27 protein-coding genes are annotated in these 23,235 nt (G+C 71.2%); 10 read left to right on the forward strand and 17 right to left on the reverse strand.

Going from position 1 to position 23,235, the window contains the following annotated elements; translation table 11 throughout:
* Positions 1 to 119 precede the first annotated feature (119 nt).
* The 8 genes from DP107_RS06465 to DP107_RS06500 all read right to left on the reverse strand — a co-directional run bounded on the left by DP107_RS06465 (position 120) and on the right by DP107_RS06500 (position 8,701).
* Positions 120 to 356, reverse strand: a complete 237-nt coding sequence (locus DP107_RS06465) for a hypothetical protein (protein ID WP_144261341.1) — start codon at positions 354 to 356, stop codon at positions 120 to 122.
* A 4-nt stretch (positions 357 to 360) separates the two neighbouring features.
* Complete coding sequence (gene hemL, locus DP107_RS06470) at positions 361 to 1,701, reverse strand: glutamate-1-semialdehyde 2,1-aminomutase (RefSeq protein WP_144261342.1); 1,341 nt, start codon at positions 1,699 to 1,701, stop codon at positions 361 to 363.
* Between the two features lie 633 nt (positions 1,702 to 2,334).
* A complete protein-coding gene (locus tag DP107_RS06475; RefSeq protein WP_144261343.1) occupies positions 2,335 to 4,047 on the reverse strand; it encodes an ammonium transporter in 1,713 nt (570 codons plus the stop codon).
* Between the two features lie 394 nt (positions 4,048 to 4,441).
* Positions 4,442 to 4,966: an Lrp/AsnC family transcriptional regulator gene (locus DP107_RS06480; RefSeq protein ID WP_144261344.1), complete on the reverse strand. Its 525-nt coding sequence runs from the start codon at positions 4,964 to 4,966 to the stop codon at positions 4,442 to 4,444.
* A gap of 2 nt (positions 4,967 to 4,968) precedes the next feature.
* Positions 4,969 to 5,334: a P-II family nitrogen regulator gene (locus DP107_RS06485; protein ID WP_144261345.1), complete on the reverse strand. Its 366-nt coding sequence runs from the start codon at positions 5,332 to 5,334 to the stop codon at positions 4,969 to 4,971.
* Positions 5,327 to 6,799 carry an ammonium transporter gene (locus DP107_RS06490; protein WP_202877359.1) on the reverse strand — a complete coding sequence of 491 codons (1,473 nt, stop codon included), beginning with the start codon at positions 6,797 to 6,799 and terminating at the stop codon, positions 5,327 to 5,329. Before DP107_RS06490 ends, DP107_RS06485 begins: the two co-directional genes overlap by 8 nt.
* Before the next feature lie 326 nt (positions 6,800 to 7,125).
* Positions 7,126 to 8,121: a porphobilinogen synthase gene (hemB, locus tag DP107_RS06495; RefSeq protein WP_144261346.1), complete on the reverse strand. Its 996-nt coding sequence runs from the start codon at positions 8,119 to 8,121 to the stop codon at positions 7,126 to 7,128.
* Between the two features lie 49 nt (positions 8,122 to 8,170).
* Entirely contained in the window at positions 8,171 to 8,701 is a 531-nt protein-coding gene (locus DP107_RS06500; RefSeq protein WP_144261347.1) for a DUF367 family protein, read from the reverse strand.
* A gap of 149 nt (positions 8,702 to 8,850) precedes the next feature.
* Between DP107_RS06500 and DP107_RS06505 the strand changes: the two genes are divergently transcribed.
* The 7 genes from DP107_RS06505 to DP107_RS06530 all read left to right on the forward strand — a co-directional run bounded on the left by DP107_RS06505 (position 8,851) and on the right by DP107_RS06530 (position 12,719).
* On the forward strand, positions 8,851 to 9,159 hold the full coding sequence (locus DP107_RS06505; protein WP_144261348.1) for a 30S ribosomal protein S24e: 309 nt from the start codon (positions 8,851 to 8,853) through the stop codon (positions 9,157 to 9,159).
* Position 9,160: 1 nt separating this feature from the next.
* Positions 9,161 to 9,292, forward strand: coding sequence for a 30S ribosomal protein S27ae (locus tag DP107_RS06510; protein ID WP_144261349.1), 132 nt, complete (start codon positions 9,161 to 9,163; stop codon positions 9,290 to 9,292).
* Positions 9,293 to 9,387: 95 nt separating this feature from the next.
* Positions 9,388 to 11,019, forward strand: coding sequence for a bifunctional N(6)-L-threonylcarbamoyladenine synthase/serine/threonine protein kinase (locus DP107_RS06515; RefSeq protein WP_144261350.1), 1,632 nt, complete (start codon positions 9,388 to 9,390; stop codon positions 11,017 to 11,019).
* A gap of 56 nt (positions 11,020 to 11,075) precedes the next feature.
* Positions 11,076 to 11,204, forward strand: coding sequence for a hypothetical protein (locus DP107_RS21095; protein WP_272949826.1), 129 nt, complete (start codon positions 11,076 to 11,078; stop codon positions 11,202 to 11,204).
* 101 nt (positions 11,205 to 11,305) lie between these two features.
* Positions 11,306 to 11,575: a DUF5808 domain-containing protein gene (locus DP107_RS06520; RefSeq protein ID WP_144261351.1), complete on the forward strand. Its 270-nt coding sequence runs from the start codon at positions 11,306 to 11,308 to the stop codon at positions 11,573 to 11,575.
* Positions 11,576 to 11,788: 213 nt separating this feature from the next.
* On the forward strand, positions 11,789 to 12,262 hold the full coding sequence (locus DP107_RS06525) for a hypothetical protein (RefSeq protein WP_144261352.1): 474 nt from the start codon (positions 11,789 to 11,791) through the stop codon (positions 12,260 to 12,262).
* A 37-nt stretch (positions 12,263 to 12,299) separates the two neighbouring features.
* Positions 12,300 to 12,719 (forward strand): hypothetical protein, encoded by a 420-nt coding sequence (locus tag DP107_RS06530; RefSeq protein WP_238330795.1) that lies wholly within the window; start codon positions 12,300 to 12,302, stop codon positions 12,717 to 12,719.
* 136 nt (positions 12,720 to 12,855) lie between these two features.
* On the opposite strand, the gene DP107_RS06535 is transcribed toward DP107_RS06530, so the two are convergent.
* Genes DP107_RS06535 through DP107_RS06565 form a run of 7 tightly spaced genes read right to left on the reverse strand, consistent with a single transcriptional unit; the run spans position 12,856 to position 18,204 of the window.
* A complete protein-coding gene (locus DP107_RS06535; protein ID WP_144261354.1) occupies positions 12,856 to 13,545 on the reverse strand; it encodes an urease accessory protein UreF in 690 nt (229 codons plus the stop codon).
* On the reverse strand, positions 13,542 to 14,120 hold the full coding sequence (locus DP107_RS06540) for an urease accessory protein UreE (protein ID WP_144261355.1): 579 nt from the start codon (positions 14,118 to 14,120) through the stop codon (positions 13,542 to 13,544). Before DP107_RS06540 ends, DP107_RS06535 begins: the two co-directional genes overlap by 4 nt.
* Complete coding sequence (locus DP107_RS06545; protein WP_144261356.1) at positions 14,120 to 15,085, reverse strand: urease accessory protein UreD; 966 nt, start codon at positions 15,083 to 15,085, stop codon at positions 14,120 to 14,122. Before DP107_RS06545 ends, DP107_RS06540 begins: the two co-directional genes overlap by 1 nt.
* The gene (ureG, locus tag DP107_RS06550) at positions 15,085 to 15,708 is read right to left on the reverse strand and encodes an urease accessory protein UreG (RefSeq protein WP_144261357.1); all 624 of its coding nucleotides are present in this window, start codon (positions 15,706 to 15,708) and stop codon (positions 15,085 to 15,087) included. The genes DP107_RS06545 and ureG overlap by 1 nt, the downstream gene beginning before the upstream one ends.
* Positions 15,705 to 16,070 carry an urease subunit gamma gene (locus tag DP107_RS06555; protein ID WP_144261358.1) on the reverse strand — a complete coding sequence of 122 codons (366 nt, stop codon included), beginning with the start codon at positions 16,068 to 16,070 and terminating at the stop codon, positions 15,705 to 15,707. The genes ureG and DP107_RS06555 overlap by 4 nt, the downstream gene beginning before the upstream one ends.
* Positions 16,067 to 17,773, reverse strand: coding sequence for an urease subunit alpha (gene ureC, locus DP107_RS06560; RefSeq protein WP_144261359.1), 1,707 nt, complete (start codon positions 17,771 to 17,773; stop codon positions 16,067 to 16,069). Before ureC ends, DP107_RS06555 begins: the two co-directional genes overlap by 4 nt.
* Positions 17,770 to 18,204, reverse strand: coding sequence for an urease subunit beta (locus DP107_RS06565; RefSeq protein ID WP_144261360.1), 435 nt, complete (start codon positions 18,202 to 18,204; stop codon positions 17,770 to 17,772). Before DP107_RS06565 ends, ureC begins: the two co-directional genes overlap by 4 nt.
* A gap of 205 nt (positions 18,205 to 18,409) precedes the next feature.
* Here DP107_RS06565 and DP107_RS06570 point away from each other — a divergent pair, with 205 nt between their 5' ends.
* Positions 18,410 to 19,123, forward strand: a complete 714-nt coding sequence (locus DP107_RS06570; RefSeq protein WP_144261361.1) for a hypothetical protein — start codon at positions 18,410 to 18,412, stop codon at positions 19,121 to 19,123.
* Positions 19,124 to 19,129: 6 nt separating this feature from the next.
* On the opposite strand, the gene DP107_RS06575 is transcribed toward DP107_RS06570, so the two are convergent.
* Entirely contained in the window at positions 19,130 to 20,884 is a 1,755-nt protein-coding gene (locus DP107_RS06575; protein ID WP_238330796.1) for a choice-of-anchor I family protein, read from the reverse strand.
* 160 nt (positions 20,885 to 21,044) lie between these two features.
* Here DP107_RS06575 and DP107_RS06580 point away from each other — a divergent pair, with 160 nt between their 5' ends.
* On the forward strand, positions 21,045 to 22,007 hold the full coding sequence (locus tag DP107_RS06580) for a D-2-hydroxyacid dehydrogenase (RefSeq protein ID WP_144261363.1): 963 nt from the start codon (positions 21,045 to 21,047) through the stop codon (positions 22,005 to 22,007).
* 6 nt (positions 22,008 to 22,013) lie between these two features.
* Here the strand turns inward: DP107_RS06580 and DP107_RS06585 are convergent, their stop codons facing one another.
* Positions 22,014 to 22,346 (reverse strand): hypothetical protein, encoded by a 333-nt coding sequence (locus tag DP107_RS06585; RefSeq protein ID WP_144261364.1) that lies wholly within the window; start codon positions 22,344 to 22,346, stop codon positions 22,014 to 22,016.
* 77 nt (positions 22,347 to 22,423) lie between these two features.
* On the opposite strand from DP107_RS06585, the gene DP107_RS06590 reads away from it, so the two are divergent.
* Complete coding sequence (locus DP107_RS06590; protein ID WP_144261365.1) at positions 22,424 to 23,182, forward strand: SDR family NAD(P)-dependent oxidoreductase; 759 nt, start codon at positions 22,424 to 22,426, stop codon at positions 23,180 to 23,182.
* The last annotated feature ends 53 nt before the right edge of the window (positions 23,183 to 23,235 follow it).

The raw sequence follows: 23,235 nt of genomic DNA on the forward strand, positions 1-23,235 counted from the left end.
CGAACCCAGGTCGGCAGGAGCGGAATCCGGGGTCCGGCCATCGGATCGAGCCGTGTGGACCGGCCCCTCCTCGCGTGGGGGCTCGCGCCGTCTTGAGGTCACCGTCACGGCGGTGACACTCATCGCCAGCCCCGGGGGTCGTCGCCGGCGAGCCACACGCCGAGGAGCAGGCCGACCGGCGCCGGGCGGAACGGCAGCGTCCCCGTTGCGAGCGCTCGGGCCCCTATGAGGAGCGGGGACCCGAGTGCGAGCCAGCCGCCCCACCCCGCGCTCTCGATGCCGTTCGTGGGCCACGCGACCGTCGGCGCCGACGCCTCGCCGGGCAACGGCGGGTCGTCCCGGTCGTCGTCGCCCATCGCCTCACAGGCAGTTCTTGTACGCCTCCAGGGTCCGTTCTACGTCCTCGGCGGTGTGACCCCAGGAGACGAAGTTGCACTCGTACTGGTTCTGCGAGACCAGCACCCCCTCCTCGCGCATCCGCGGACGGAAGATCCGGGCGTAGCGGTCCGTCGCGGCGCGGGTCGTGTCGGTGCCGCGCTTCGGACAGGCGTCGTAGCGGTCGCAGGAGGGGTCCTGCCGGCAGCCGTTCGCGCAGCACTCGCTCTGTGGCGAGCCATCGGCGCGCGTGAAGACGAGCTTGAACATCGAGTCGAGCCCGGTGACGGTGTAGCCGGGTGCCTGGTCGGCGACCACCTCGGTCAGGCCCTCGCGGAGCTGGCGTCCGAGGTCGTTCACGTGGTCGTGGACGCCCTCCTCGGCACAGAAGCGCAGCGTCTCCAGCCCCGCGGCCATCGTCACCGGATGCCCGGAGAAGGTGCCGGCCTGGAACACGTCGCCCGAGGGTGCGAACTGCTCGATGTACTCGGTCTTGCCGCCGATGGCGCCGACCGGGTAGCCGCCGCCGATGATCTTCCCGAAGGTCGAGATGTCGGGGTCGACGCCGTACTTCCCCTGGGCGCACTGGGGGCCGCCGACGCGAAAGCCCGTGATGACCTCGTCCCAGACCAGCAGGGCGCCGTGCTCGTCACAGAGGTCTGCGACGGCCTCGTGGTAGCCCGCCTCGGGCGTGACGATACCCATGTTGGCCTGCACCGGCTCGATGAGGACGCCCGCGATGTCGTCGCCGTGGGCCTCGAAGACCTCGTGCATCGCCGTCTCGTCGTTGAACGGGACGGGGAGCGTGTGCTTTGCGAACGACTGGGGGATGCCCGACGTGGAGGGGCGCGGATGGTCGACGTCGCCCTCGACGAGGGTGGACTCCTGGGCGCCGTGGTAGCCGCCCTGCATCACGACGATTTTGTTGCGCTCCGTGACCGCGCGGGCGAGCCGCACCGCCGACACCGTGGCCTCGGTGCCGCTGTTGACGAAGCGGAGCATCTCCACCGACGGGACGTGCCGGCAGACGAACTCCGCGTGCTCGACCTCCACCTCGGTCGGCATCCCGTACATCGGGCCCTCGCTGGCGTGTGACTGGATCGCCGCCCGGACGGAGTCGGGCATGTCGTGCCCCATCAGCATCGGGCCCAGCCCCATCACCCAGTCGACCAGCCGGTTCCCGTCGGTGTCGACGACGTGGCCGCCGTCCCCGCGCTCGATGAACGTGGGGTACGGCTGGGGGGCGGCTCGCACCGCGCTGTTCACACCGCCCGGCAGCACGGACAGCGCACGGTCGTACAGGTCCCGGGAGCGCTCGCGGTTCATACACGTCCCTTGCGCCGGGGGGCGAAAGTAGCTTGCTCACCGGCCGCGAGTCGCCCCCGGGCGCCGGGACACCGTGGGAAACACATCCGCTATACTTTCGGGCATTTTTCGGCACGATTGTAGTCTGTAGTCGAATCTGGCTGCCGGTGTTGCCAGTAATCCCAGATACTATATGCCATCCGCCCACAGAGGCGAATGCGACGCGGGAAAGACGAAACCGACGACGGAGGCGATCCGATACACAGGACCGAACCACATCCCACGGCGGTGTCGTATCGAAATCGGTTCGACGCCGGGCGAACCACGGCTGGTGCCATGCGTCGTGCGTCGTATGGCCGTTCCTTCGTATCACGACCCGGCCGGCCGGCCGCTCCACCACGGCCGGCCCCGTTCCTGCAGCCGGCCGGCGGGCACTCCCGCCGGCCGGCATAGCCACTTTCGACCGCGAGCGACGCGACCGCGTCGTGGCCATCGATGGGCGCCTCGCTGGTCGGGGCCATGTCGATGAGTCCCGATGAGTGGAGCCGCGGCCGGGGGGTTCGCGGCTGTCGGTGGTGTGGGGAGAACCAACCGCGGCGGTCGGGCGGGAGAGTGGGACCCCCTGGACGTGTCGGTAGTGGGCCGTCGCGCCGTTCAGACGGCCTCGGTGCCGGTCTTGCCGGTGCGGATCTGGTAGGCCCCCTCGACGGGGAGGATGAAGACCTTGCCGTCGCCGGGGTCGCCCGTGTTGGCGGCCTCGGCGATGGCCTCGGCCACCTCCTCGGCGGGGACGTCAGCGACGACACACTCGACCTTCACCTTCTGGTGGAGGTCGACGGTGTACTCCTCGCCGCGCCACTGGCCCTTCTTGGCGGGCTGGCTCCCGCGGCCGGAGACGTTCGTCACCGTGATCGAGGGCGCGCCGACCGCCGCGAGGGCGCGCTTGACGTCGCCGAGCTTGTCCGGCCGTATGAACCCCATGACGAGCTTGATGCCACCCCTCTCGGAGGCGCCGCCGTCGGGTCGCAGGATGCCCTCCTCCTCGACGAAGCCGCCGTCCGTGGCAGCGTCGGGGCGGCCGAACTCGGGGTACGTGTCGACCCCGTGCTCGGAGACGTCCAGCCCCTCCAGCTCGTGCTGGCGGGAGACGCGGGCCTCGCCGATGGCCTTCAGGCCGCCGAACACGGCGGCCGTCGCGGCGACCGTCCACGCCGTGATGACGACCACGAGCAGGACCTGGCCGACCAGCGCGTCGGCGAAGAACGAGGCGTTGAAGCCGTTCGCCCAGGTGTCGGTCGCGATGAACGGGTACAGCAGCGCGCCGAGCAGACCGGCGCTCCCGTGGACCGGGAAGACCGCACAGACGTCGTCGATCTGGAGCCGCTTCTCGACGAACTCGAAGACGATGGGTAGCTGCGCGCCGGCCAGCAGGCCGGCCGCGAGCGCGCCCACCCAGAGGATATTGTCGGCGGTCGAGGTGATACCGACCAGGCCGGCGAGCATCCCGTTGGCAACGTACAGCGTGTCGACCTTGCCGGTCTTGTACAGCGAGGCCGCGCCGGCGCCGATGGCCCCGGCGGCCATCCCCAGCGTGGTCGTCAGTGCGACCCGGCCGACGTAGTCGAACGCGCCGAGCTGGAGCACGCCGCCGTCGTCAAGCGCGAACACGGAGGCGGCGGTGCCGACATTGAAGCCGTACCAGCCGAAGGCGAGGATGAGCGTCCCGAGCACCGCGAACGTCAGCGAGTGGCCGGGGATGACGTTGACGCTCCCGTCCTCGCTGTAGCGGTCGATGCGCGGGCCGAGGAGCCAGGCCGCGGTGAGGCCGGCGACGCCGCCCATCCCGTGGACGATGACGCCGCCCGCGAAGTCCTGGAAGCCGAACTGGTCGAGGAAGCCCCCGGCCCAGGTAAATCCGACAACCACCGGGTAGATGACCGCGGCCAGCAGGATGGTGTACGAGACGTACGCGCGGAGTTTCGCGCGACCCGCGACGGCCCCGGAGACGATCGTCGCCGCCGTCATCGCGAAGACGGCGCCGAACAGCCAGCTCACCCAGTCCGCGGAACCGGCGCTCCAGATCGCGAATAGATCGCTCACAGCGTAGTCGCCGCCGCCGGTCAGCCCGCCGACCAGCGAGGAGATCCCGGCGCCGAGCAGGAAGAAGGCGATGACCCCGATGCTCCAGGTGAGCATGTTCTTCGTGAGCTGGTTGGCGACGTTCTTCGACCGGACCTGGCCGGCCTCCAGCATCGCGAAGCCCGCGTGCATGAAGAAGATGAGGAAGGTCACCGTCAACACCCACAGCAGGTTGACCCCCTCGACGAGCGTGCTCAGGTCCACGCCGGACTGGAGCACGCCCATCATGAACTACCCACCTCAGACGCCGACCGCGCGTCCAGATTCCGAATCGATTCTGCAACGTTCATGTTGTATCTCACGCCCGTCGCTCAGGAGACACTACTACATAAGCGTTCGAGTCAACAATGTCCACTTACTTCCGCGTATGTAGACGAACGTCAGATATATCGTAGAATGATATCGATATAAGGTTGTAATCCGTCCAGTAACTCGGGACTCATCGGGCGCTTCCTCGACACGCGTCGGTCAGAGAACCCACCGTTCGAGCGGTATTCGGCTCGCGCGCACCACGTCCGTCCAGTGCGCGGTGCGGGGGCGGCAGGACAGCCGTCCCTGCGGGCGGCAGCGGTCACGGGGGGCGCGTCGCTACTGCGTTGGCAGTCCGAAGAAAGGGGGCCGGTCAGTCCTCGTCCGCGACCGCGTTGAGCGGTCCCCGCTCGGCCACGGCCCGCCGAGTGAGCGCCACCCGGTGTGTGCGGACGCGGGGGTCGCTGGCGAGCCGCGAGACGCTCCGTTGGAGGGCCGCGACGGATGGGAACCGACAGACGGCGGTGACATCGAACCGGTCACTGGTCCGGTACACCGCGACGCCAGGGCCGTCACGGAGGTCGTCGGCGACCGACCGGGCGTTGCCGTGCCGGGCGTCGATCCGGAGGACCGCGGTTCGGAGCCCGAGCGCGTCGTAATCGACCAGGGGCACGTACCGCTCGACAGCGTCTGTCGCCTCCAGCGCCGCCAGGCGGTCGGCGGTCGCTCGGTCGACGGCGGTGACGGTCGCGCGGTCGTGCGGCCCCGGACGGCTCGTATCGACGGCCGGGGCCGATTCCGCGTCCCCCTCCTCTGCCGGGTCGTCGTCGACCCGGGTGGGCGACGTCCGGCCGGCGTCGGCGCCCTCGTCGCCGTCCCCGGGGCCGGTGTCGGCCACGCCTACACCGCGTCCGGTCCCGTCGTCCCGGTGCGGATCTGGTAGGCCTCCTCGACGGGGGTGATGAACACCTTGCCGTCGCCGGGGTCGCCGGTCTTGGCGGCCTCGACGATGGCCTCGGCCACCTCCTCGGCGGGGACGTCGGCGACGTAGCACTCGACTTTCACCTTGGAGTGCAGGTCGACGGTGTACTCCTCGCCGCGCCACTGGCCCTTCTTGGCGGGCTGGCTCCCGCGGCCGGAGACGTTCGTCACCGTGATCGAGGGCGCACCCACGTCGACCAGGCCGGTCTTGACCTCGCCGAGCTTGTCCGGGCGGATGAACGCCGTCACCAGTTTCACCTCGCGGTCGTCGGATTCGTCACTCATTGTCAGTCACCTCGCTCGTGTCGGCTGTCGTCTCGTTCGTCGCCACGGTGCCACCGTCGGGGCGGAGCTCCGACGGGTCGTCGTCCTCGACGACACCGCCGTCGGGCTCCACGGTCGGGCTGCCGCTCCCGTCAGCGACCGCGCGCTCGGCGCCGCCGTCGTCCGTGAACTCGGGGTAGGCGTGCATGCCGTGCTCGGAGGGGTCCAGGCCCTCGGCCTCGGCCGCGTCCGAGACCCGAAGCCCGATGACCGCGTCGACCACGAGCAGCGTGACCATCGTCCCGAGGACGGTGAACGTCCCGATGAACGCGGAGCCGGCCACCTGCATGATCAGCTGGTTGACCGAGAAGCCGGCCACGTCGAAGAACGGGATGAGCATGGTCCCGATGAAGCCGGCCGAACCGTGGACCGCGAAGACGCCACAGACGTCGTCGACCTTCAGCGAGTCCACGACCCATCGGTAGACGAACGGGGTCTGGATGCCGCCGATGATGCCGATGACCAGCGCGCCCCACCAGGAGACGTGGACGCAGGCACCGGTGATGGCGACCAGCCCGGCGAGGAGGCCGTTGGCGCCGAACAGCGGGTCCGGCTTCCCCTCCCAGAGGGTCGTCGTCAGCGACGAGAACACCATGCCCGCGCCCATCGCGAGGGTGGTGTTCAGCGCGACGCGACCGAGCAGGGCACTGTTGAACGAACCGTCGGCCGTCAGGACCGTCGCCTGGGTCCCGACGTTGAACCCGTACCAGCCGAAGGCGAGGATGAGCGTCCCGATGACCGCGAACAGGACGCTATGCCCGGGGATGGGCTGTGCGTCGCCGTTCGAGTCGAACCGGCCCTTGCGCGGGCCGACCATGTACGCCGCCGTCAGGCCGGCGATGCCGCCCATCGCGTGGACGACGGTCGCGCCGGCGAAGTCCTTGTAGCCGACGCCGAGCGCCTGGCCGAGGTAGCCCGTCGACGAGAGCAGGCCGGTCCCGCCCCAGGTCGACCCGGAGACGACCGGGTAGAGCACCGCGACCAGGACGAACGCGTAGGCCACGTACGCGCCGAACTTCATCCGCTCGGCGATGGCCCCGGAGACGATCGTCGCCGCCGTCATCGCGAAGACGGCGCCGAACAGCCAGCCGATCCACGCCGTCGGGTCGTTGATGTGGGCGAACGCGCTCGAGACGGAGAGCGCCTCACCGGGCGAACCGAGCATCCCCGCCATCGCGGAGACGCCCGCGCCGACGATGAAGAACACGAGCACCCCCATCGACCAGTCGGTCATGTTCTTCATCACGACGTTGCCCGCGTTCTTGGCGCGGACCTGTCCCGCCTCCAGCAGCGCGAAGCCGGGCTGCATGAAGAAGATCAGGAAGGTCACCATCAGCACCCACACCGCGTTGATGCTGTCCGCGATGGCCGTGACGTCTCCCTGCAGCGCGACGACGTCCAGCATCGCCGAGAGTATCCCGAACATCAGTTAGTTACCTCGCAATCGGTCACCGATTCGTCAGCCTTTCTCCAGTATTTCCACGTCATCGTGTTTCTCTGCGCACTCGTATCTGGTGCTCTTTCAGTACATAAGGATTGGCTTGACACTCTCTGAATATCCGGGCCATAAGAGGACGCGCGTCGAAAATTGGGCAGAATATTATGGATATAATGACGCCGTTCGTCGGGTAATCCGGCTATCCGTCCGGCCACAACCGGACGTTCGTGAACCGGTGATATGCGGGGTTGTCGGTGTGGGACACCGCACGCGCACCGTTCGGTCGGAAATCCCTGCCGCAACCGGCCGTTCGGTCAGAGCCGGTCGGCGAGGTCCTCCGCGAAGTATGTGGCGACGAGGTCAGCGCCGGCCCGTTTGATGGAGAGCAGCGACTCGTGGGCGACCGCCTCCAGGTCGAGCCAGCCGCGGTCGGCGGCGGCGTGCAGCATCGCGTACTCGCCGCTGACGTTGTACGCCGCGACCGGGTGGTCGAACTCGCGGCGGATGTCCGCGACGACGTCCAGATAGGGGAGCGCCGGCTTCACCAGCAGCACGTCGGCGCCCTCGGCGGCGTCGCGGGCGACCTCGCGACGTGCCTCGCGGGCGTTGGCCGGGTCCATCTGGTAGTGGCGCCGGTCACCGAAGGCGGGCGCCCCGTTGGCCGCGTCGCGGAACGGTCCGTAGAACGCCGACTCGTATTTGGCGGCGTACGCCATGATGGGCACGTCACCGTGGCCGGCGTCGTCCAGCGCGTCGCGGATGGCCGCGACCTGCCCGTCCATCATCCCCGACGGGGCGATCATGTCGGCGCCGGCCGCGGCCTGCGAGACCGCGATGGAGCGGTAGCGCTCCACGGTCGCCTCGTTACGCACCGTCAGCCCCGGGTCCTCCGCCGCCGCGTCCTCCAGCAGCCCGCAGTGGCCGTGGTCCGTGTACTCGCAGAGACAGCAGTCGGCGATGACGTAGGCGTCGGTTTCGGCGGTGATGGCGCGGGCCGCCCGCTGGACGACGCCGTCCGTGACGTCCGCTCGGGAGCCCTCGGCGTCCTTCGACTCGGGGATACCGAACAGCATGACCGCCTCGACACCGGTCTCCAGTATCTCGCGCACGCGAGGAACCGCCTCCGCCACCGGCACCCGCTCGTGGCCCGGCATCGAGGGGATGGGCTGGCGCTCCTCGGTCGTCGCGTCGACGAAGACGGGCGCGACGAGGTCGCTCGCCCGGACGTCGGTCTCGCTGACGAGGTCGCGGACCCCGTCGGCGCGGAGGCGTCGGGGCCCGGGTGTCGTGGGGGCGTCGTGGCCGCTCATGAGTACCGGTTGGCGGCTGAGAAGTAAGGCGGTGTCGTCTCGGCCGGGGTCACTCCTCGACGGCGGCCAGGTACTCCCCCTGGACGGCGACGACGGCACTGGAGTCGGCGCAGTCGGCGTACCGGCGGAGCGGCTCCTCGTTCAGTTCGAGGAAGGTGTGCCCCCAGGAGAAGTGCGAGAGCAGGGCCTCGGCCCGCTCGCGGCGGCCGAGGATGCAGAGGGCGCCGGCGAAGGCCTCGGCGGTGTTCAACTGGAACGGCGTCCCGTAGTTGACCGGGTTGGCCGCGACGAGGAAGGGGAGCGCCCGGTGGGGGCCGTCGAGCCGGAACGCCTCGCGCTCGGCGGTCTCCCAGGAGCAGTCCAGCGCGACGAGTCGGCCGGGGTCGGGGGCCTCCCCGGCGGGTTCACCGCCCGCGGCATCGGCCGGCGAGAGCGCCTGCTCGGCGTGCGGGTCGAGCACGACACCCCGCGGGGTCGCCCGCGCGGAGTCGTGGAGCGTCACCTCGTCGAACCGCGCGAGCCGACGGGCCGTGCACTTCTCGGGGTCGTCGTCGCCCTCGTAGCGGACGTGCAGTTCCACATCCCCCGTTTCGTGTCGAGCGGCAAAAGCGGCACCGTCGGCCGCGCCCCCGGAGCGGCGGGGGCTGCGGGCGGGAACCCCGCGAAAACGGGCGGAACGGTTCTCGAAATCCTTTTACGCGCCTCGCAACCACTGGTGAACAACGAACCATGGATATCGATATCATCGAGGAGGAGGCGAACCCGATGTTGCATCGGACCGACGTGCGGTTCCGGATCGTCCACGAGGAGGCGAGCCCGTCCCGGCTCTCCGTGCGCGACTCGCTCGCAGCCAAGCTGAACAAGGACGCCGACGAGGTCGTCGTCCACAAGCTCGACACCAAGTTCGGGATGCGCAAGACCGTCGGCTACGCGAAGGTCTACGACAGCCCGGGCGAGGCCGCCGAGATCGAGCAGGACTACATGCTCGACCGGAACAAGATCGGCGCCGACGCGGAGGAGGAGGCGGAGGAGGCCTGAGATGCGCTCGGAGTACTACGACGACGACGGCGGCCACGCAAAGGAGCAGTGCCCCCGCTGTGGGGACGCGTTCCTGGCCGACCACGACGACCGCCAGCACTGCGGTCGCTGCTCGTACACCGAGTGGAAGTAACGCGGCTCCGAACCACCAGTTCTCCGCCGGCGTGTACCCGTGACGGGAGCAACCCGACGCTCCTAAGCCGCCCGGCACCCTCGGCCCGATAGCCAATGCGCGTGCTCGGCATCGAGGGGACGGCGTGGGCCGCCAGCGCGGCGCTGCACGACACCGAGACGAACGGGACCGTCATCGAGACGGACGCGTATCTCCCCGACAGCGGCGGCATCCACCCCCGCGAGGCCGCCGAGCACATGCGCGAGACGGTTCCCGAGGTGGTCGCGAGCGTCCTCGACCACGCTCGCGAGACCCGGGACGGCGAGGGGGTCCCCATCGACGCCGTCGCGTTCTCCCGGGGGCCCGGGCTGGGCCCGTGTCTCCGCGTCGTCGGCTCCGCGGCCCGGGCGCTGGCAGGGACGCTGGACGTCCCGCTGGTCGGGGTCAACCATATGGTAGCACACCTGGAGATCGGCCGCCACCGCTCCGGGTTCACCGACCCCATCTGCCTGAACGCCAGCGGCGCGAACGCGCACGTCCTGGGCTACCGGAACGGGCGCTACCGCGTGCTCGGCGAGACGCTGGACACGGGCGTCGGCAACGCCATCGACAAGTTCACCCGCCATCTGGGCTGGTCGCACCCGGGCGGGCCGAAGGTCGAGGAACGCGCGAGAACGGGCGCCTACACGGAGTTGCCGTACGTGGTGAAGGGGATGGACTTCTCCTTTTCCGGCATCATGTCCGCCGCGAAGGAAGCGGTCGACGACGGCGAACCCGTCGAGGACGTCTGTTTCTCGCTACAGGAGCACGTGTTCGCGATGCTCACCGAGGTCGCCGAGCGGGCGCTCTCGCTGACCGGCACCGACGAGCTGGTGCTGGGCGGCGGCGTCGGGCAGAACGACCGGCTCCGCGGGATGCTCGACGGGATGTGCGAGGCCCGCGGCGCCGACTTCTTCGCCCCGGAACCGCGCTTCCTCCGGGACAACGCCGGGATGATCGCCGTCCTCGGCGCGAAGATGGCGGCCGCGGGCGACACGCTCGCCATCGCGGACTCGGCCGTCGACCCGGAGTTCCGACCGGACGAGGTGGCGGTGACGTGGCGCGGCGGGGCGACCGACGGGAGCACCCCGAGCGATGGCGAGTTCGACGAACGCCAGGGCGCCGAGGCGGTCGTCTCGCTCGACCCCGGGGCCGGCCGGGTGACCAAGCGCCGGCTGTCGAAGGGCTATCGCCACCCCGACCTGGACGAGCGACTACGGGCCAGCCGGACCCGGAGCGAGGCCCGGCTCACCCGCGACGCCCGGGTCGCGGGCGTCCCGACACCGCTCGTACTGGACGTCGACCCCGTCGAGGCCACGCTCCGCTTCCAGTACGTCGGGGCGCATGATCTCCGAGCGGACGTGACCGAACCCCGGGTCCGGGACGTGGCCGCTCATCTCGCGCGCTGTCACGCCGCCGGGCTGGTCCACGGCGACCCGACGACCCGGAACGTCCGGGTGGCCGAGGGCGACGACGACCGGACCTACCTCATCGACTTCGGGCTGGGCTACTACACGGACACCCCGGAGGACTTCGCGATGGACCTGCACGTCCTCGGGCAGGCGCTCGACGGGACCGCCGACGACGCCGACAGCCTCCGCGAGACCGTCGTCGACGCGTACCGCGGGACCGCGGCCGGGACGTCGCTGGACGCCGGGGCCGTCCTCGGGCAGTTGGGGGCCATCGAGGGGCGCGGCCGCTACCAGTGAGCGCGCCGTGTCGTGTGCCACCGTCAGGGGTGACTGGCGGTCCAACGTCGAACGGGATGTGCGGGGCCGACAGTGACCGTCGATGCCCCCCGGCGACCGTCCCGGCGACGGCGGTGCCGAGCTGGCTCCCGCTCGCGCTCGCGGCGACCGTGGTGGTCGTGCTGGCCGCGGGCGTGGCGCGGTGACGTCGGGGTGTCGCCCGCCGACCGGGCGGCTGACCACCGCCGGATTCCGGCCGCACGAACCCACCAGAAACCCCTTTACGCGGCCCGACGTAGGCGCTCGCATGGCAGACATGCCCAAGTCCGGCGAACTGTTCGGCATCCCGTACAACTTCGACCGGCCGTCGCTGGGCCGGATGCTCTCCTCGTACTGGCAGCCCGACGAGGGGATGCTCGTGGAGAAGCCGTTCGGCATCGGCTACACGCTCAACCTCGCCAACTGGCGCTCCTGGATCGTCCTGGCGGTCGCCGGCGGGCTGTTCTACCTCGAATCCGGCGACGAGGACGCCGTCGAGGACACCGACGAGCCGGTCGAGGTCGTCGTCGACGACTGAGCCGCCGACCCCGGGCAGACCGCGGTGCCGCGAGCGCCGTTCCGATGATATCGCGTCGCTTCTCGTCGTATCGCCTCTGTTTCGACCCGCAGAGTCGAATACGGTATCTCACGCCGATACTGACTCACTATCTCCGGAGTCGGACGGATATCCCGGCCAGCCCCCTCGACCGATGCCGACGGAGTGAAGCGACCGCCGGGCCGACCGCCTCGTATGTTCGAGCCGACCGGCTCGCTGGTGGCGCCGCTGCGGATACTGCTCGCGCTCCTGGCGGCCGTCCTGGCGACGCTGGCGATGGACCTCGTGATGGCCCGGGTGCCGGAGGGGCGGGCACTCACCCTCGTCCCGGCGGCCGTGCTCACCGAGCGGACGGTCGACGCGGCGCCGGGACGGCTGGCCGCCGTCGTCCACTACGTCGCGGGGCTGTTGACCGGGCCGCTGTACGTCGTCCTGCTGCTGCTCGTCGAGGGCGTGCTCGGGCCGTCGCCGGTCGCCTACGTCCTGTCGACCGCGGTCCTGTTCGCCCTGATGACCGGCTTCTTCCTCGGCGTGGTGCTGCCGCTGCCGGCCCTGCCACGGGGGCGGCGGGCGGCGCTCCGGCGGGCCTGGGTGGTCACGGCGGCGGCGTACCTGCTCGTCCTGACGCCGCTGGTCTGGGCCGGCGGGCGGGCGCTGACCGCGGTGTAGGCGAACCCTCAAGCGGGCCGGGCCCGTGTAGCCGGTGATGCGGGCGCTACTCATCTACGACGGTCGGTCGCCGGTGTTCCGCCGGGCCATGGCGGCGTTCACCCGTGGGACCGACCTCCGGCCGGTGCCGTGGGAGTCACGGCCGGTTCAGCGGTTCCTCGAGGCGCAGTTCGGCGGCCAGCCGTTCGCCTTCCTTCTCGTCGAGGGCGACGTCGTCCACGCCGGGAGCGAGACGGTGACGCGGGCGCTCCAGCGACGGTTCGACGGCGACCTCCCGGACCGGCTCGCCGCCGTCTACCCGCGGACGGCGGAGCCGTTCGGGCGGCTGTTCCACGGTCGCGCGCCGGCCGACCTCGACGGGACCTTCGACTTGGAGCCCGAGGCGGTGGCCCGGCTCGACCCGCTCCGGCGCGAGGGGACCATCCCCGTCACCGACGAGGCGGACGCAGGGCGGTAGCCGGGCGGGGGCGCCGGCGGGGTTGCGGACGTCCTCGACCGCGTCAGCGCGCTGGAGGACCCGGACCGGTTCGGCCGGCCCGAGCACCGCCGAGCCGTCACGGACGACGCCGACCGTTCGTGGGCCGAGGGCGCCGTCAGCTGGTGAACAGCCTGCGGTCGGCCCGTTCGTGCTCGGCCGTGAGCACGTCGACCAGTGGCGTGAACGGGGTCATGTCGGCCAGCGCGCGGGTCGTGCTGTCGTCGACGGCTGCCCGGATGGCCGGGCGAAGCGCGACGAGTAGTCGCTGTGCGTCGGTGTGGCCCAGCGCGAGCAGGCGCTGGGCCGCCCCGAGCAGCCCCGTGACGAGCGCGTGACAGCACAGCAGGCAGGCCTCGCGCTCGCCGACCCCCGCAACGGCCGTCGCCGCCCCCAGAACGGCCGGATGCATCCCGGGGGCGTCCCTGGCGTCGACGCGTCGGGCGTACCGCTCCAGCAAGGGGGCCTCACGGGCCGCACACTGGAGGTCGAGCAGCCGCCCGCCCGCTGCGGTCGCGCTCTCGCGGAACTCCGCGGCCAGCGTCGTGGCCGCGAGCCGCCGGTCCGCGCGGAGCACCGCGTCGAGGTCGCCGTCGCCCGCGCCGGCATGGGCCGCACGCAGCGCCACGAGGTCGGCCGGACCGACCTGTCGCCTGAGGTACGTCTCCAGCAGCGCTTCGAGCTCGTCGGCGTCCGTCACGCGGTCGGCCTGGACGAACTGTTCGAGGCCGTACGAGGCGGTGTGGCTCCCGTCCGGCAGGAACGAGTCCGCCAGTCGGAACGCCGACAGCGTCGCGTCGTCGCTCATCGCTCCCCCTCGTCGCCGACGGTCCCGTCCTCGGTCAGGCGCAGGTGCGAGCCGTCCGCGTGGGCGCCGTCGTCCCCGAGGCTCGGCCCGTGCGAGTGGTCCGGCCCCCCGTCGTCGAAGGTGGTCGGCGGGACCCGCTCGTCGTCGAGCGTCGCGCCGTCGGGCGCCTCGGCCCGGACGAAGCGTGCCATCCGCTCGCGGTCGTCGGCCACCGGGAACAGCACCGCCGTCCCCCGGACGGCCATCTCCCAGTGGCGGTTGCCGACGGCGTGGCCGAAGGCGACGGCCGCGGTCGCCGGGGCGTCGGTCCCGGCGAGGTCGACGACCAGCGCCTCGATGGCGACGAGGTCGACGACGACGAGCCCTCCGTCCTCGGTCCGGAGGACGTCGCCATCGGCGAGTTCCCGCGCGACCACGATGCCGAGGTCGGTTCCGTCCGCCGTCTCGGTCCGGACCCTGGAGCGCTGTCGCTCCGTGTCCGTGAGGACGACCCGGTGGACGGCCTCCGTGGCGGTCAGTTCGTCAGCGACCGCCGCCTCGTCCCGGTGGCCGACGTAGGTCTCGGCGACCAGCATCAGTACTTCCTCCCCGCGGGCGCGGGGGCCCCGAGCAGTTCGCGGCGGGCCGCGCTCCATGCGGAGTGGAGGCCGGCCGAGACGGTTTCACCCCGGTCGCCCAGCACCCGGACGGCCACGCCGGCCCCGTTCGGGAGCCGCGTCGCGCCGCCGCGGGCCGGGTTCGGGGCGTCGGCACACGCCGCCGCGACGACATCGTGGAGGTCGTCGCTCGACAGGGCCGCGTCGGGCGCGACCACGAACAGGGTCCCGTAGACGGCGAACTCGCCGAGGACCCCAGGTGCTGTCGGGCCGGGCCCGCCCGCGTCATCGCCGGGCGCGAGGTGGGTAGCGTCCTCGAACAGCAGGCCGTCGGGGCCGGTCGCGCGGACCTGCGAGAGGCACCGCTCGAAGTCGAACCGTTCCCCCCGGGCCAGACGCCCCGGAACGAGCACCTCGCCCAGGACCGCCGACGCGCCCGCCGCGAGGTCGAGGTCGAGGCTGGCGTGGTAGCGCGCGCCCTCGTGGAGGATGGTCGGCTCCGGGACGTAGTCGAGGTGGCCACCCGGGCCGACCGACAGCCGCGTCTCCGCGGCCGCGTAGTTGGCCCGCATCGTCTGGACCTTCATCGCGCTCTGGGTGGAGACGTGCGCGACCGCGTCCGCGTCGACCCTGACCGTCACGTCGTGGCGGTCACCCTGCGCGACGCCGCCGGTCGGCGACTGGACGAACACCGTCTCCGCGTCGGGATGTGGGTCGTGGCCCAGCGTCCCCGAGACGTGGAACGGGACGGTGGCGTAGTCGTGGCTCAGCGCGGTCCCGCGTTCGCCCCGCTCGAACCGGAGTTCGAGGACGCCGTCCTTCCCCGGCGACCCGACCGCGGCCTGCGGGACCGGCTCGGCGGCGTAGCCCGCAAACGCCGGGTGCGGGGCGCCCTCGTCCTCCCGGTCTCCCGGCTCGCCCTCCCCCGGCGCGTCGGTGGCCATCAGGCGAACAGCACCCCGTCCTGCACGTGTTCGAGCACGTCGTCGACGCCCGCCTCGTCCTTGCAGTTCGTGAGGACGTACGGGCCGTCCCGTACCTCGCGAGCGTCGGCCGCCATCCGGTCGAGGTCGGCACCGACGTGGGGTGCGAGGTCGGTCTTGTTGACGACGAGCAGGTCGCACTCGACGACGCCGGGGCCGCGCTTGCGCGGGATGTCGTCGCCCTCGGCCACGCTGATGACGTACAGCGAGTAGTCCGCGAGCTCCGGGTTGAATGTCGCCGCGAGGTTGTCCCCGCCGCTCTCGATGAGGACGATGTCGAGGTCCGGATGGTCGTCGAGGAAGGCGTCGACCTGTCGGAGGTTCATCGACGGGTCCTCGCGGATCCCCGTGTGCGGGCAGGCGCCCGTCTCGACGCCCGCGACGAGGTCCTCGGGGACGATACCGGCGAACCGCTCGCGGAGCCGGTCGGCGTCCGCCCGTGTGAGGATGTCATTGGCGATGACGCCAACGTCGAACCCGGCCTCCCGGAGTCGGGGGACCAGCTCCGTCAGCAGGGAGGTCTTCCCCGACCCGACGGGCCCGCCGACGCCGACGGTCGCCACGTCGCGGTGGGTGGGGCTCACGGCTCCCCCTCCGCGTCCGCGCCGTCGTCGCCCGGCCCGTCGGCGGTCCCGACGCTGTCCGAACGGACGGGGTCGTGGACCGTGACGAGCTTCGTCCCGTCGGGGAACACCGGCTCGACCTGTATCATATCGACCATCTCGGGGACGCCGTCCATCACGTCCTCGCGGCCGAGCAGTCGCGACGCGCCCGAGCGGATCTCCGCGACGGACTGTCCCTCGCGGGCCCGCTCGATGCACCAGTCACTGATGTAGGCGACCGTCTCCGGGTGGTTCAGCAGGACGCCGCGCTCCTTGCGGCGCCGTGCGATCTCTGCGGCGGTGAAGACCGTGAGCCGTTCCTCCTCTTTCGGTGTCAGTTTCATAGCATATACCGCTGTGCGAGCGGGACCTCGCTAGCTGGTTCACAGGTGACGTGCTCGCCGTCGACCCACACCTCGAACGTCTCGGGATTCACGTCGATGTCGTCCGGGCAGTAGTCGTTGTAGACCATGTCCGCCTTGCCGGGGGTGCGCGTCCCCTCGACGGGGACGACGGTCCTGTCGAGTCCGTACTCCTCGCCGACGCCGCGGTCGGCCGCCGCGGGCGAGACGAACGCGAGCGAGAGGCCGTGCTTGGCCTTCCCGACCGCACCGGCCCGGGGGCGCTGCGTGATGGGTTCGCAGGTCATCAGCGAGCCGTTGGCCTCGCCCATCTCCGAGTGGACCGGGAACCCGCCTTTGAACACCATCGCGGGCTTGACGCCGAAGAACGCGGGGTCCCACAGGCAGATGTCGGCGAGCTTGCCGGGTTCGAGCGTCCCGACGTACTGTCCGATGCCGGCCGAGATGGCCGGGTTGACGGTGTACTTCGCGACGTAGCGCTTGATGCGGTGGTTGTCCGCGCCGGTCCCCTCGTCCTCGGGGAGGGGTCCGCGCTGGGCCTTCATCTTCGAGGCCGTCTGCCAGGTCCGCGGCACCAGTTCCGCCATCCGGCCCATCGCCTGCGAGTCCGTCGTCATCATCGAGATGGCCCCCATGTCGTGGAGCACGTCCTCGGCGGCGATGGTCTCGGCCCGGACCCGCGACTCGGCGAAGGCCACGTCCTCGGGCACGTCCGGGTTGAGGTGGTGACAGACCATCACCATGTCCAGGTGCTCGTCGAACGTGTTGTTCGTGTACGGCATCGAGGGGTTCGTCGAGGACGGGAGCATGTTCGGCTCCCCGACCATCTCCATGATATCCGGGGCGTGCCCGCCGCCGGCGCCCTCGATGTGGAACAGGTGCATCGTTCGGCCGTCGACGGCGGCGAACGTGTTCTCGACGAAGCCGGCCTCGTTCAGCGTGTCCGTGTGCATGCAGACCTGCACGTCCTCGTCCTCCGCGACATCGAGCGCCGTGTCGATGGCCGCGGGCATCGACCCCCAGTCCTCGTGGAGTTTGAGGGTGCACGCGCCGGCACGGAGCTGCTCGCGCAGGGGGTCGGGGTCGGAGGCGTTACCCTTGCCGTAGAATCCGACGTTGACCGGCCACTCCTCGGCGGCCCGGAGGTGGTGTTTGACGTTCTCCGGGCCGGTCGTGCAGGTGGTCGCGCCGCCGCCGTACCCCCCGCCGAGCATCGTCGTGATGCCGCCCGCGAGCGCGTGCTCGTGGAGCTGTGCGGAGTTCCAGTGGACGTGGATGTCCAGCGCGCCCGCCGTGGCGATCTTCCCCTCCGCGGGGTAGACGTCGGTCGACGGGCCGACCACCATGTCGACCCCGTCCATCGTGTCCGGGTTGCCGGCCTTGCCGACGCCGGCGATCTCGCCGTTCCGGATGCCGATGTCACCCGCGACGATGCCCAGCACGGGGTCGATGACGGTCGCGTTCGTGATGACCCAGTCCAGCGCGCCCTCCGCCTGCGTGACGCCGGGCGCCATCCCCAGGCCGTCGCGGAGGGTCTTGCCGCCGCCGAACACCGCCTCGTCACCGTGGGTCCGGTAGTCCGTCTCCACCTCGGCGAACAGCTCCGTATCACCGAGTCGGACCCGGTCGCCCTCGGTGGGGCCGTACAGTTCGGCGTACGCCTCGCGCTCGATGTCGCGGGTCACGGCTGGTCCCCCTCGGCGTCGCCGCCGTCGGTCCCGTCGGCCCCCGTAGCGCCGTGGTCGTCGGCGAACCGGAAGCCGGCCTCGCGGGCGCGCTCGACGGCGTCGCTCGGGTCGCCGTCGACACTGCCGTTCACCAGCCCGTTCATCCCGTGGGCAACACGTTTCCCGCCGATAGCGACGAGTTCGACCGTCTCGCGCTCGCCCGGTTCGAACCGGACGGCGGTCCCGGCGGGCACGTTCAGGCGCATCCCGAACGCGACCTCACGGTCGAACGCGAGCGCGGCGTTGGCCTCGAAGAAGTGGAAGTGCGAGCCGACCTGCACCGGGCGGTCGCCGGTGTTGGCCACCGTGACGGTCGCCGTCTCGCGCCCCTCGTTCAGCGTCACCGTTCCCCCGCCGGTGCGGGTCTCGCCCGGAATCCGGTCGGTCATCCCGAGCGTGCACCCCGGGTCGATGCGGAACCGTGTTCGTACATCGTCGTCCCGCTTTTGGCACAGTGTTCTGATAAAAACGGCATATTAGTCAATAATTGCGGAATAGGAAGCTTGTTCAGTGACGGTACGTCTACTGCCGCGTGATGTCCACGAACACGACACGTCCGGGGGCCGCCGGCTGTCGGGCCGCACGGGGTGACCGATGAGCGGCACGCTCGTCGTGGCGCTGGTGACTGCCGGCACCCTGGGAGTGACCCACGCCATCGAGCCGGACCACGTCGCCGGTATCTCCTCGTTGACCGCCGAGTACGGCGACTCCCGGCTGTCGGCGCTGGCGGGTGCCTGCTTCAGCCTCGGCCACGTCGCCCTCGTCGTCGCCTGGCTCGGGGCCGCCTCCCTCCTCCTCGGGCGGGCCGAGTTCCCGCCGGTCTACGACCGGGTCGGGACGCTGGGGGCCGGACTCGTGCTCGGCCTGCTGGGCGCGGGGCTGGCCGTCGCCGGGCTCCGCCGGGTCGTCGGCACGGACGGTCACGCCCACGGCGACACCCGGCACAGCCACCCACACCTCCACCTGCCGCTCCCGGGGGTCGACGGGCACGACCACGACCACGACGCCCGCTCGTACCTGAAGACGGGGCTGGTCGGCGCGCTGTTCACCCTCTCCCCGCCGGTGTCGATGCTCGCGTTCGCGGCGACGCTGCTGCCGGGCGCCGGCGTCGCCTCGCTCGCGGTGCTCACGTATGCGGTCGCCATCACCGCGACGATGAGCCTGCTGGGCGCTGGCGTCGGCGCCACCTTCGGCCGGCTCGGCGAGCGCAGCGCGACCGTCCACGGGGTCGCACAGACCGTCGCCGGCGTCGTCGTGGTCGGGCTGGCCGTCCTGCTGGTCGCCGATGCGGGCGTCGTGCCGGCGTAGACCGGCTCAGTCCTCGGCCGGGGCGTCGGCGCCCGGCTCGCCGTCGCTCTCCGGGAGCGGCGTCACCTCGAACAGCGCGACGGTCCCGCTGACCTCGTAGCCAGCCGCGAGCAGCGGCGCGTCGGTCGGGCTCCCTCCGGCGGGGATGAACTCCACACCCTCCGAGCTCCAGTCGCCCGCGCGCCCCGGCTCGTCGCTCTCCGGGTTCGCCTCGGCCTCGGCGGCCAGGTCGCCGAACCCGACGGAGAAGTCCCGGTTCAGCACCGTCGTGACGTAGCGAGCCTCGGTAGGCGTGGTCACGTCGTAGACGAAGATGCCCGACCCCCGCTCGATGCCGACGAAGGCGAAGGTACGGTCCCCGACCTGCCCGAGTTCGACGGCCTCCGTCTCCGGGCCGCTCTCCGTTGCGTTCTGGAAGCCGGCGGGGAACTGCTCGGCGTACGTCCGCTCGAACTCGTTCCCGCTGTCGTACACCAGCTCCAGGCCGTCGTCGGCGACCTCGAAGGCGGAGAACGAGCGGCCGCCGAACAGGTAGAGGTCCTCGAACTCGCCGTCGTCATCGTGGTCGCCGAGCTGGTTCGTGACCGCCAGGTTGCCGAGGTTCTCCGGGGCCTGCAACCCCTCGACGCTGTCGACGTACGGGTTCTCGGACAGCCGCGGCGCGAAGGCGTCCGTCGCGAGCGTGAGGTCGGCGACGGTCGTCTCCTCGAAGTCGCGGGAGTCGCCCTCGTTCGCGGTGAGGACGTACTGGGTACCGGCGACCTCGTGTGCCGCGATGGCGTCGGGCTGGTACATCCCCTTGACCGGCCAGTTCTGGAGGCTGATGGCGTCGGCGTCGCCGGCGTCGGCGTCACTGGTGTCGAGTTCGTTCCCCTCGATGGAGAAGTCCTTGAACCCGAGCCCGGAGACGTCGGTTATCTCGGCGTTCGGGATGTCGACGGTCGCGATCGCGTTGTTCTCCTGCAGGCTGACGAAGGCCGTCTCGGAGTCCGAGGCGACGGTGATGAACTCCGGCTCGAAGTCGGTCGAGGGCTTCGGGTCGTCGTCCTCGGCGCTGGCCCCGTACACCCGGACACCCTCTCGGCGGAGCGACTCCACCTGTTCGTCGAACGGGGTGAAGTCGAGCGTCGTCGGCTGGACCCCGCCCACGCCGTCGCTCACGTCGATGATGCTCACCGACCCGCCCGGGTCCGTCCGGCTGCCCGGCTCCTCGTCGGTCGCGGGTTCGCCCTCGTTGGCCGAGAGGACGTAGTTCCCGTCCGGGGAGATGGTCACTTTGTCCGGCAGCGGGCCGACCTCGTCGAGCGCCATCCGCTGCAGACTCGACGCGTCGTACAGCGCGATGAAACCGGGCGCCTGCGGGTCCTCGTTCTCGACGGCGACCGCCACGAGGTCCCCGACCACGTCGACGCTGTTGGCCCCGCCACCGTCGGGGACGTCGCCTGCGGCGTCGATGACGGCCACCTGTTCGGGCGCCGCCGGGTCCGAGACGTCGAGCACCTCGACCCGTCCGGCGCCGGAGTTCACCACGAACAGCCGCGACCGTGCGGCGTCGTACGCGACGATTTCGGCACCGCCGTCGAACTCGCCGGTCTCGTACCGACCGACCCGCTCGATGGCGAGGCTCTCCACGTCGCTTCCCCCCGGCGGGCCACGGCCGTTCTCCGGGTCCTGCTGCAGCAGCCGCCCGCCCGGGAGTGCCGTCAGCGTTACGCCACCCGTCGCACCCAGCACCGTTCGCCGGGAGTAGTCATCAGTCACGGCGGAGCGGTCGCCCACACGGAGCATAACACTGAGTAAGTGGACACCGGAGGGCTGGGCTCCCGGACGAAGCCGTCCACATCACAGGGGAGCGTTCGATAGTCGTGTATACCACCAGGTGGCGCGCGGAGTTTATACAGTTCTACGGAGTACGGCGGATATGTCCGACCGTATCGAGGAGATATCCGTGCTACAGCACAAACCGCACGGTATCCCGGCAACCGAGTACGTCGACGCGCTCCACGAGCGGCTCCCCGGGGTGGACGTGACGCTGGCGCGGACGCCCGCGGAGCAGCGCCGGGCGGTCGCCGAGGCGGCGGTGGTGACGAGCAATCGTCTCGACGCGGACCTGCTGGCGGCGGCCGGGGGTCTGCGGCTCTTCGCGTGCACCTACGCGGGCGTCGACCACCTCCCGATGGACGCGCTCCTCGAGCGGGGCGTCGCGGTCACCAACGCCTCCGGGGTCCACGGCCCGAACGTCGCCGAGCACGTCGTCGGCTGGCTGCTGACCATGGTCCGGCGGCTGGACGAGGGCTGGCGACGCCAGCAGCGCCGGGAGTGGTCGCACTTCCAGGCCGCCGGCGAACTCCAGGGCTCGACCGTGACGGTAGTCGGGCTGGGCGCCATCGGCGAGGCCATCGTCAGGCGGCTGCAGGGGTTCGGCGTCGAGACGGTCGGCGTCCGGCACAGCCCCGGGAAGGGCGGTCCGACCGACGAGGTGGTGGGGTACGACGGCCTGTCGGCGGTCCTCCCGCGGACGGACCACCTCGTCCTCGCGTGCCCGCTGACCGACCGGACGCGGGGGCTGGTTGGCGACGACACGCTCGCCCTGCTCGGGCCGGACGCGACGCTGGTCAACGTCGCGCGGGGCCCGGTCGTCGACACGGCCGCGCTGGTGGAGACGCTCCGGCGCAACCGGCTGGCGGCCGCCGCGCTGGACGTGACCGACCCCGAGCCGCTCCCCGAGGACCACCCGCTCTGGATGCTGGAGGACGTCCTCATCACCCCACACAACGCCGGGCACACGCCGCGGTACTTCGAGCGGTGTGCTGACATCCTCGCGGAGAACGTCCGTCGCGTCGAGGAGACGGGGGCGTTCGACGGGCTGCGGAACGGGGTGTGACGGGACTCACTCCACGGTCCCGCCGGTGAGGGTATCCCGGTAGAGCGCCCCGACGGCGGCCACCGTGGCGAGCGCGACGGCTCCGTACCGTCCCGGGCCGTCGGTCCGGCTCGCCAGCAGGAGGCACCCACCCGAGAACGCGAGCAGCAGGGTCGTGCGGCGCTCGCCGTCGGTACCCTCGGCGGTCGCCGCGAGGCCGAGGCCGGCCGCGAGGAGGCCGAACCCGAGGGTCCTGCCGGTGACGCCGGCGACGGTCACGTCGCCGGCCAGCGTGGCGACGAGGCCGCCGGCCACGAGCGTCCCGACGGCCGCGACCCGGATGGTGAACCCGCGGTCCATACCCCGACTGGGTGCCGGGCGAGCAAAACGGTTCGTCCGCCGAAGCTTTCTCGGCGACGGGCGCAGAGGCCGGATCCATGCGACTCGAAGGCGAGACCGCGTACGTCACGGGCGCCGGGTCGGGACTGGGGCGGGCCGCCGCCGAACGGTTCGCCGAGGAGGGGGCCACGGTGGTCGCCTCCGACGTGGACCACGGGGCCGCCCGGGAGACCGCCGACCGCATCGAGGACGCGGGCGGTGAGGCCGCCGCGCACGAGCTGGATGTCCGGGATGCCGCCGCGTTCCGCGACGCCATCGACGCTACCGTCGCGGAGTTCGGCCTCGACATCGTGCTCAACAACGCGGGCATCGACCACGACAGCACCGACACGGAGGAACTCGACCTCGAGACCCGCGACCGCGTCATCGACATCAACGTCAAGGGCGTGTGGAACGGCTGCCGGGCGGCCATCCCGCACCTGAAGGAGCAGGGGTCGGGCGCCATCGTCAACACGGCGTCGCTGGCGGGCGTCATCGGCTCGCCGGGGATGTCGGCCTACTCGCTGTCGAAGGGCGCAGTGGTCAACTACACCCGCGCCATCGCGGCCGAGTTGGGCCCGGACGGCATCCGGGCGAACGCCGTCTGCCCGGGCGTGACCGAGACGCCGATGCCGAAGGAGGGCCGGTCCGACGAGGAGTGGGAGCAGCTCGCCTCGCGGATGGCCGAGCAGTACCCGCTCGGCCGGCTGGGGCGGCCGGAGGACATCGCCAACGCGATGCTCTACCTCGCCAGCGACGAGGCGGCCTGGGTCACTGGCCAGGCGCTCGTCGTGGACGGGGGGTTCTCCTGCGCCTGAACCGGCCGCGCGGACGGCATATACCGTCCCCGTCGATGGCCGGGCGACAGGCT

The organism is Haloglomus irregulare (genome assembly GCF_007421925.1).
GTDB classification, from domain to species: Archaea; Halobacteriota; Halobacteria; order Halobacteriales; family Haloarculaceae; genus Haloglomus; species Haloglomus irregulare.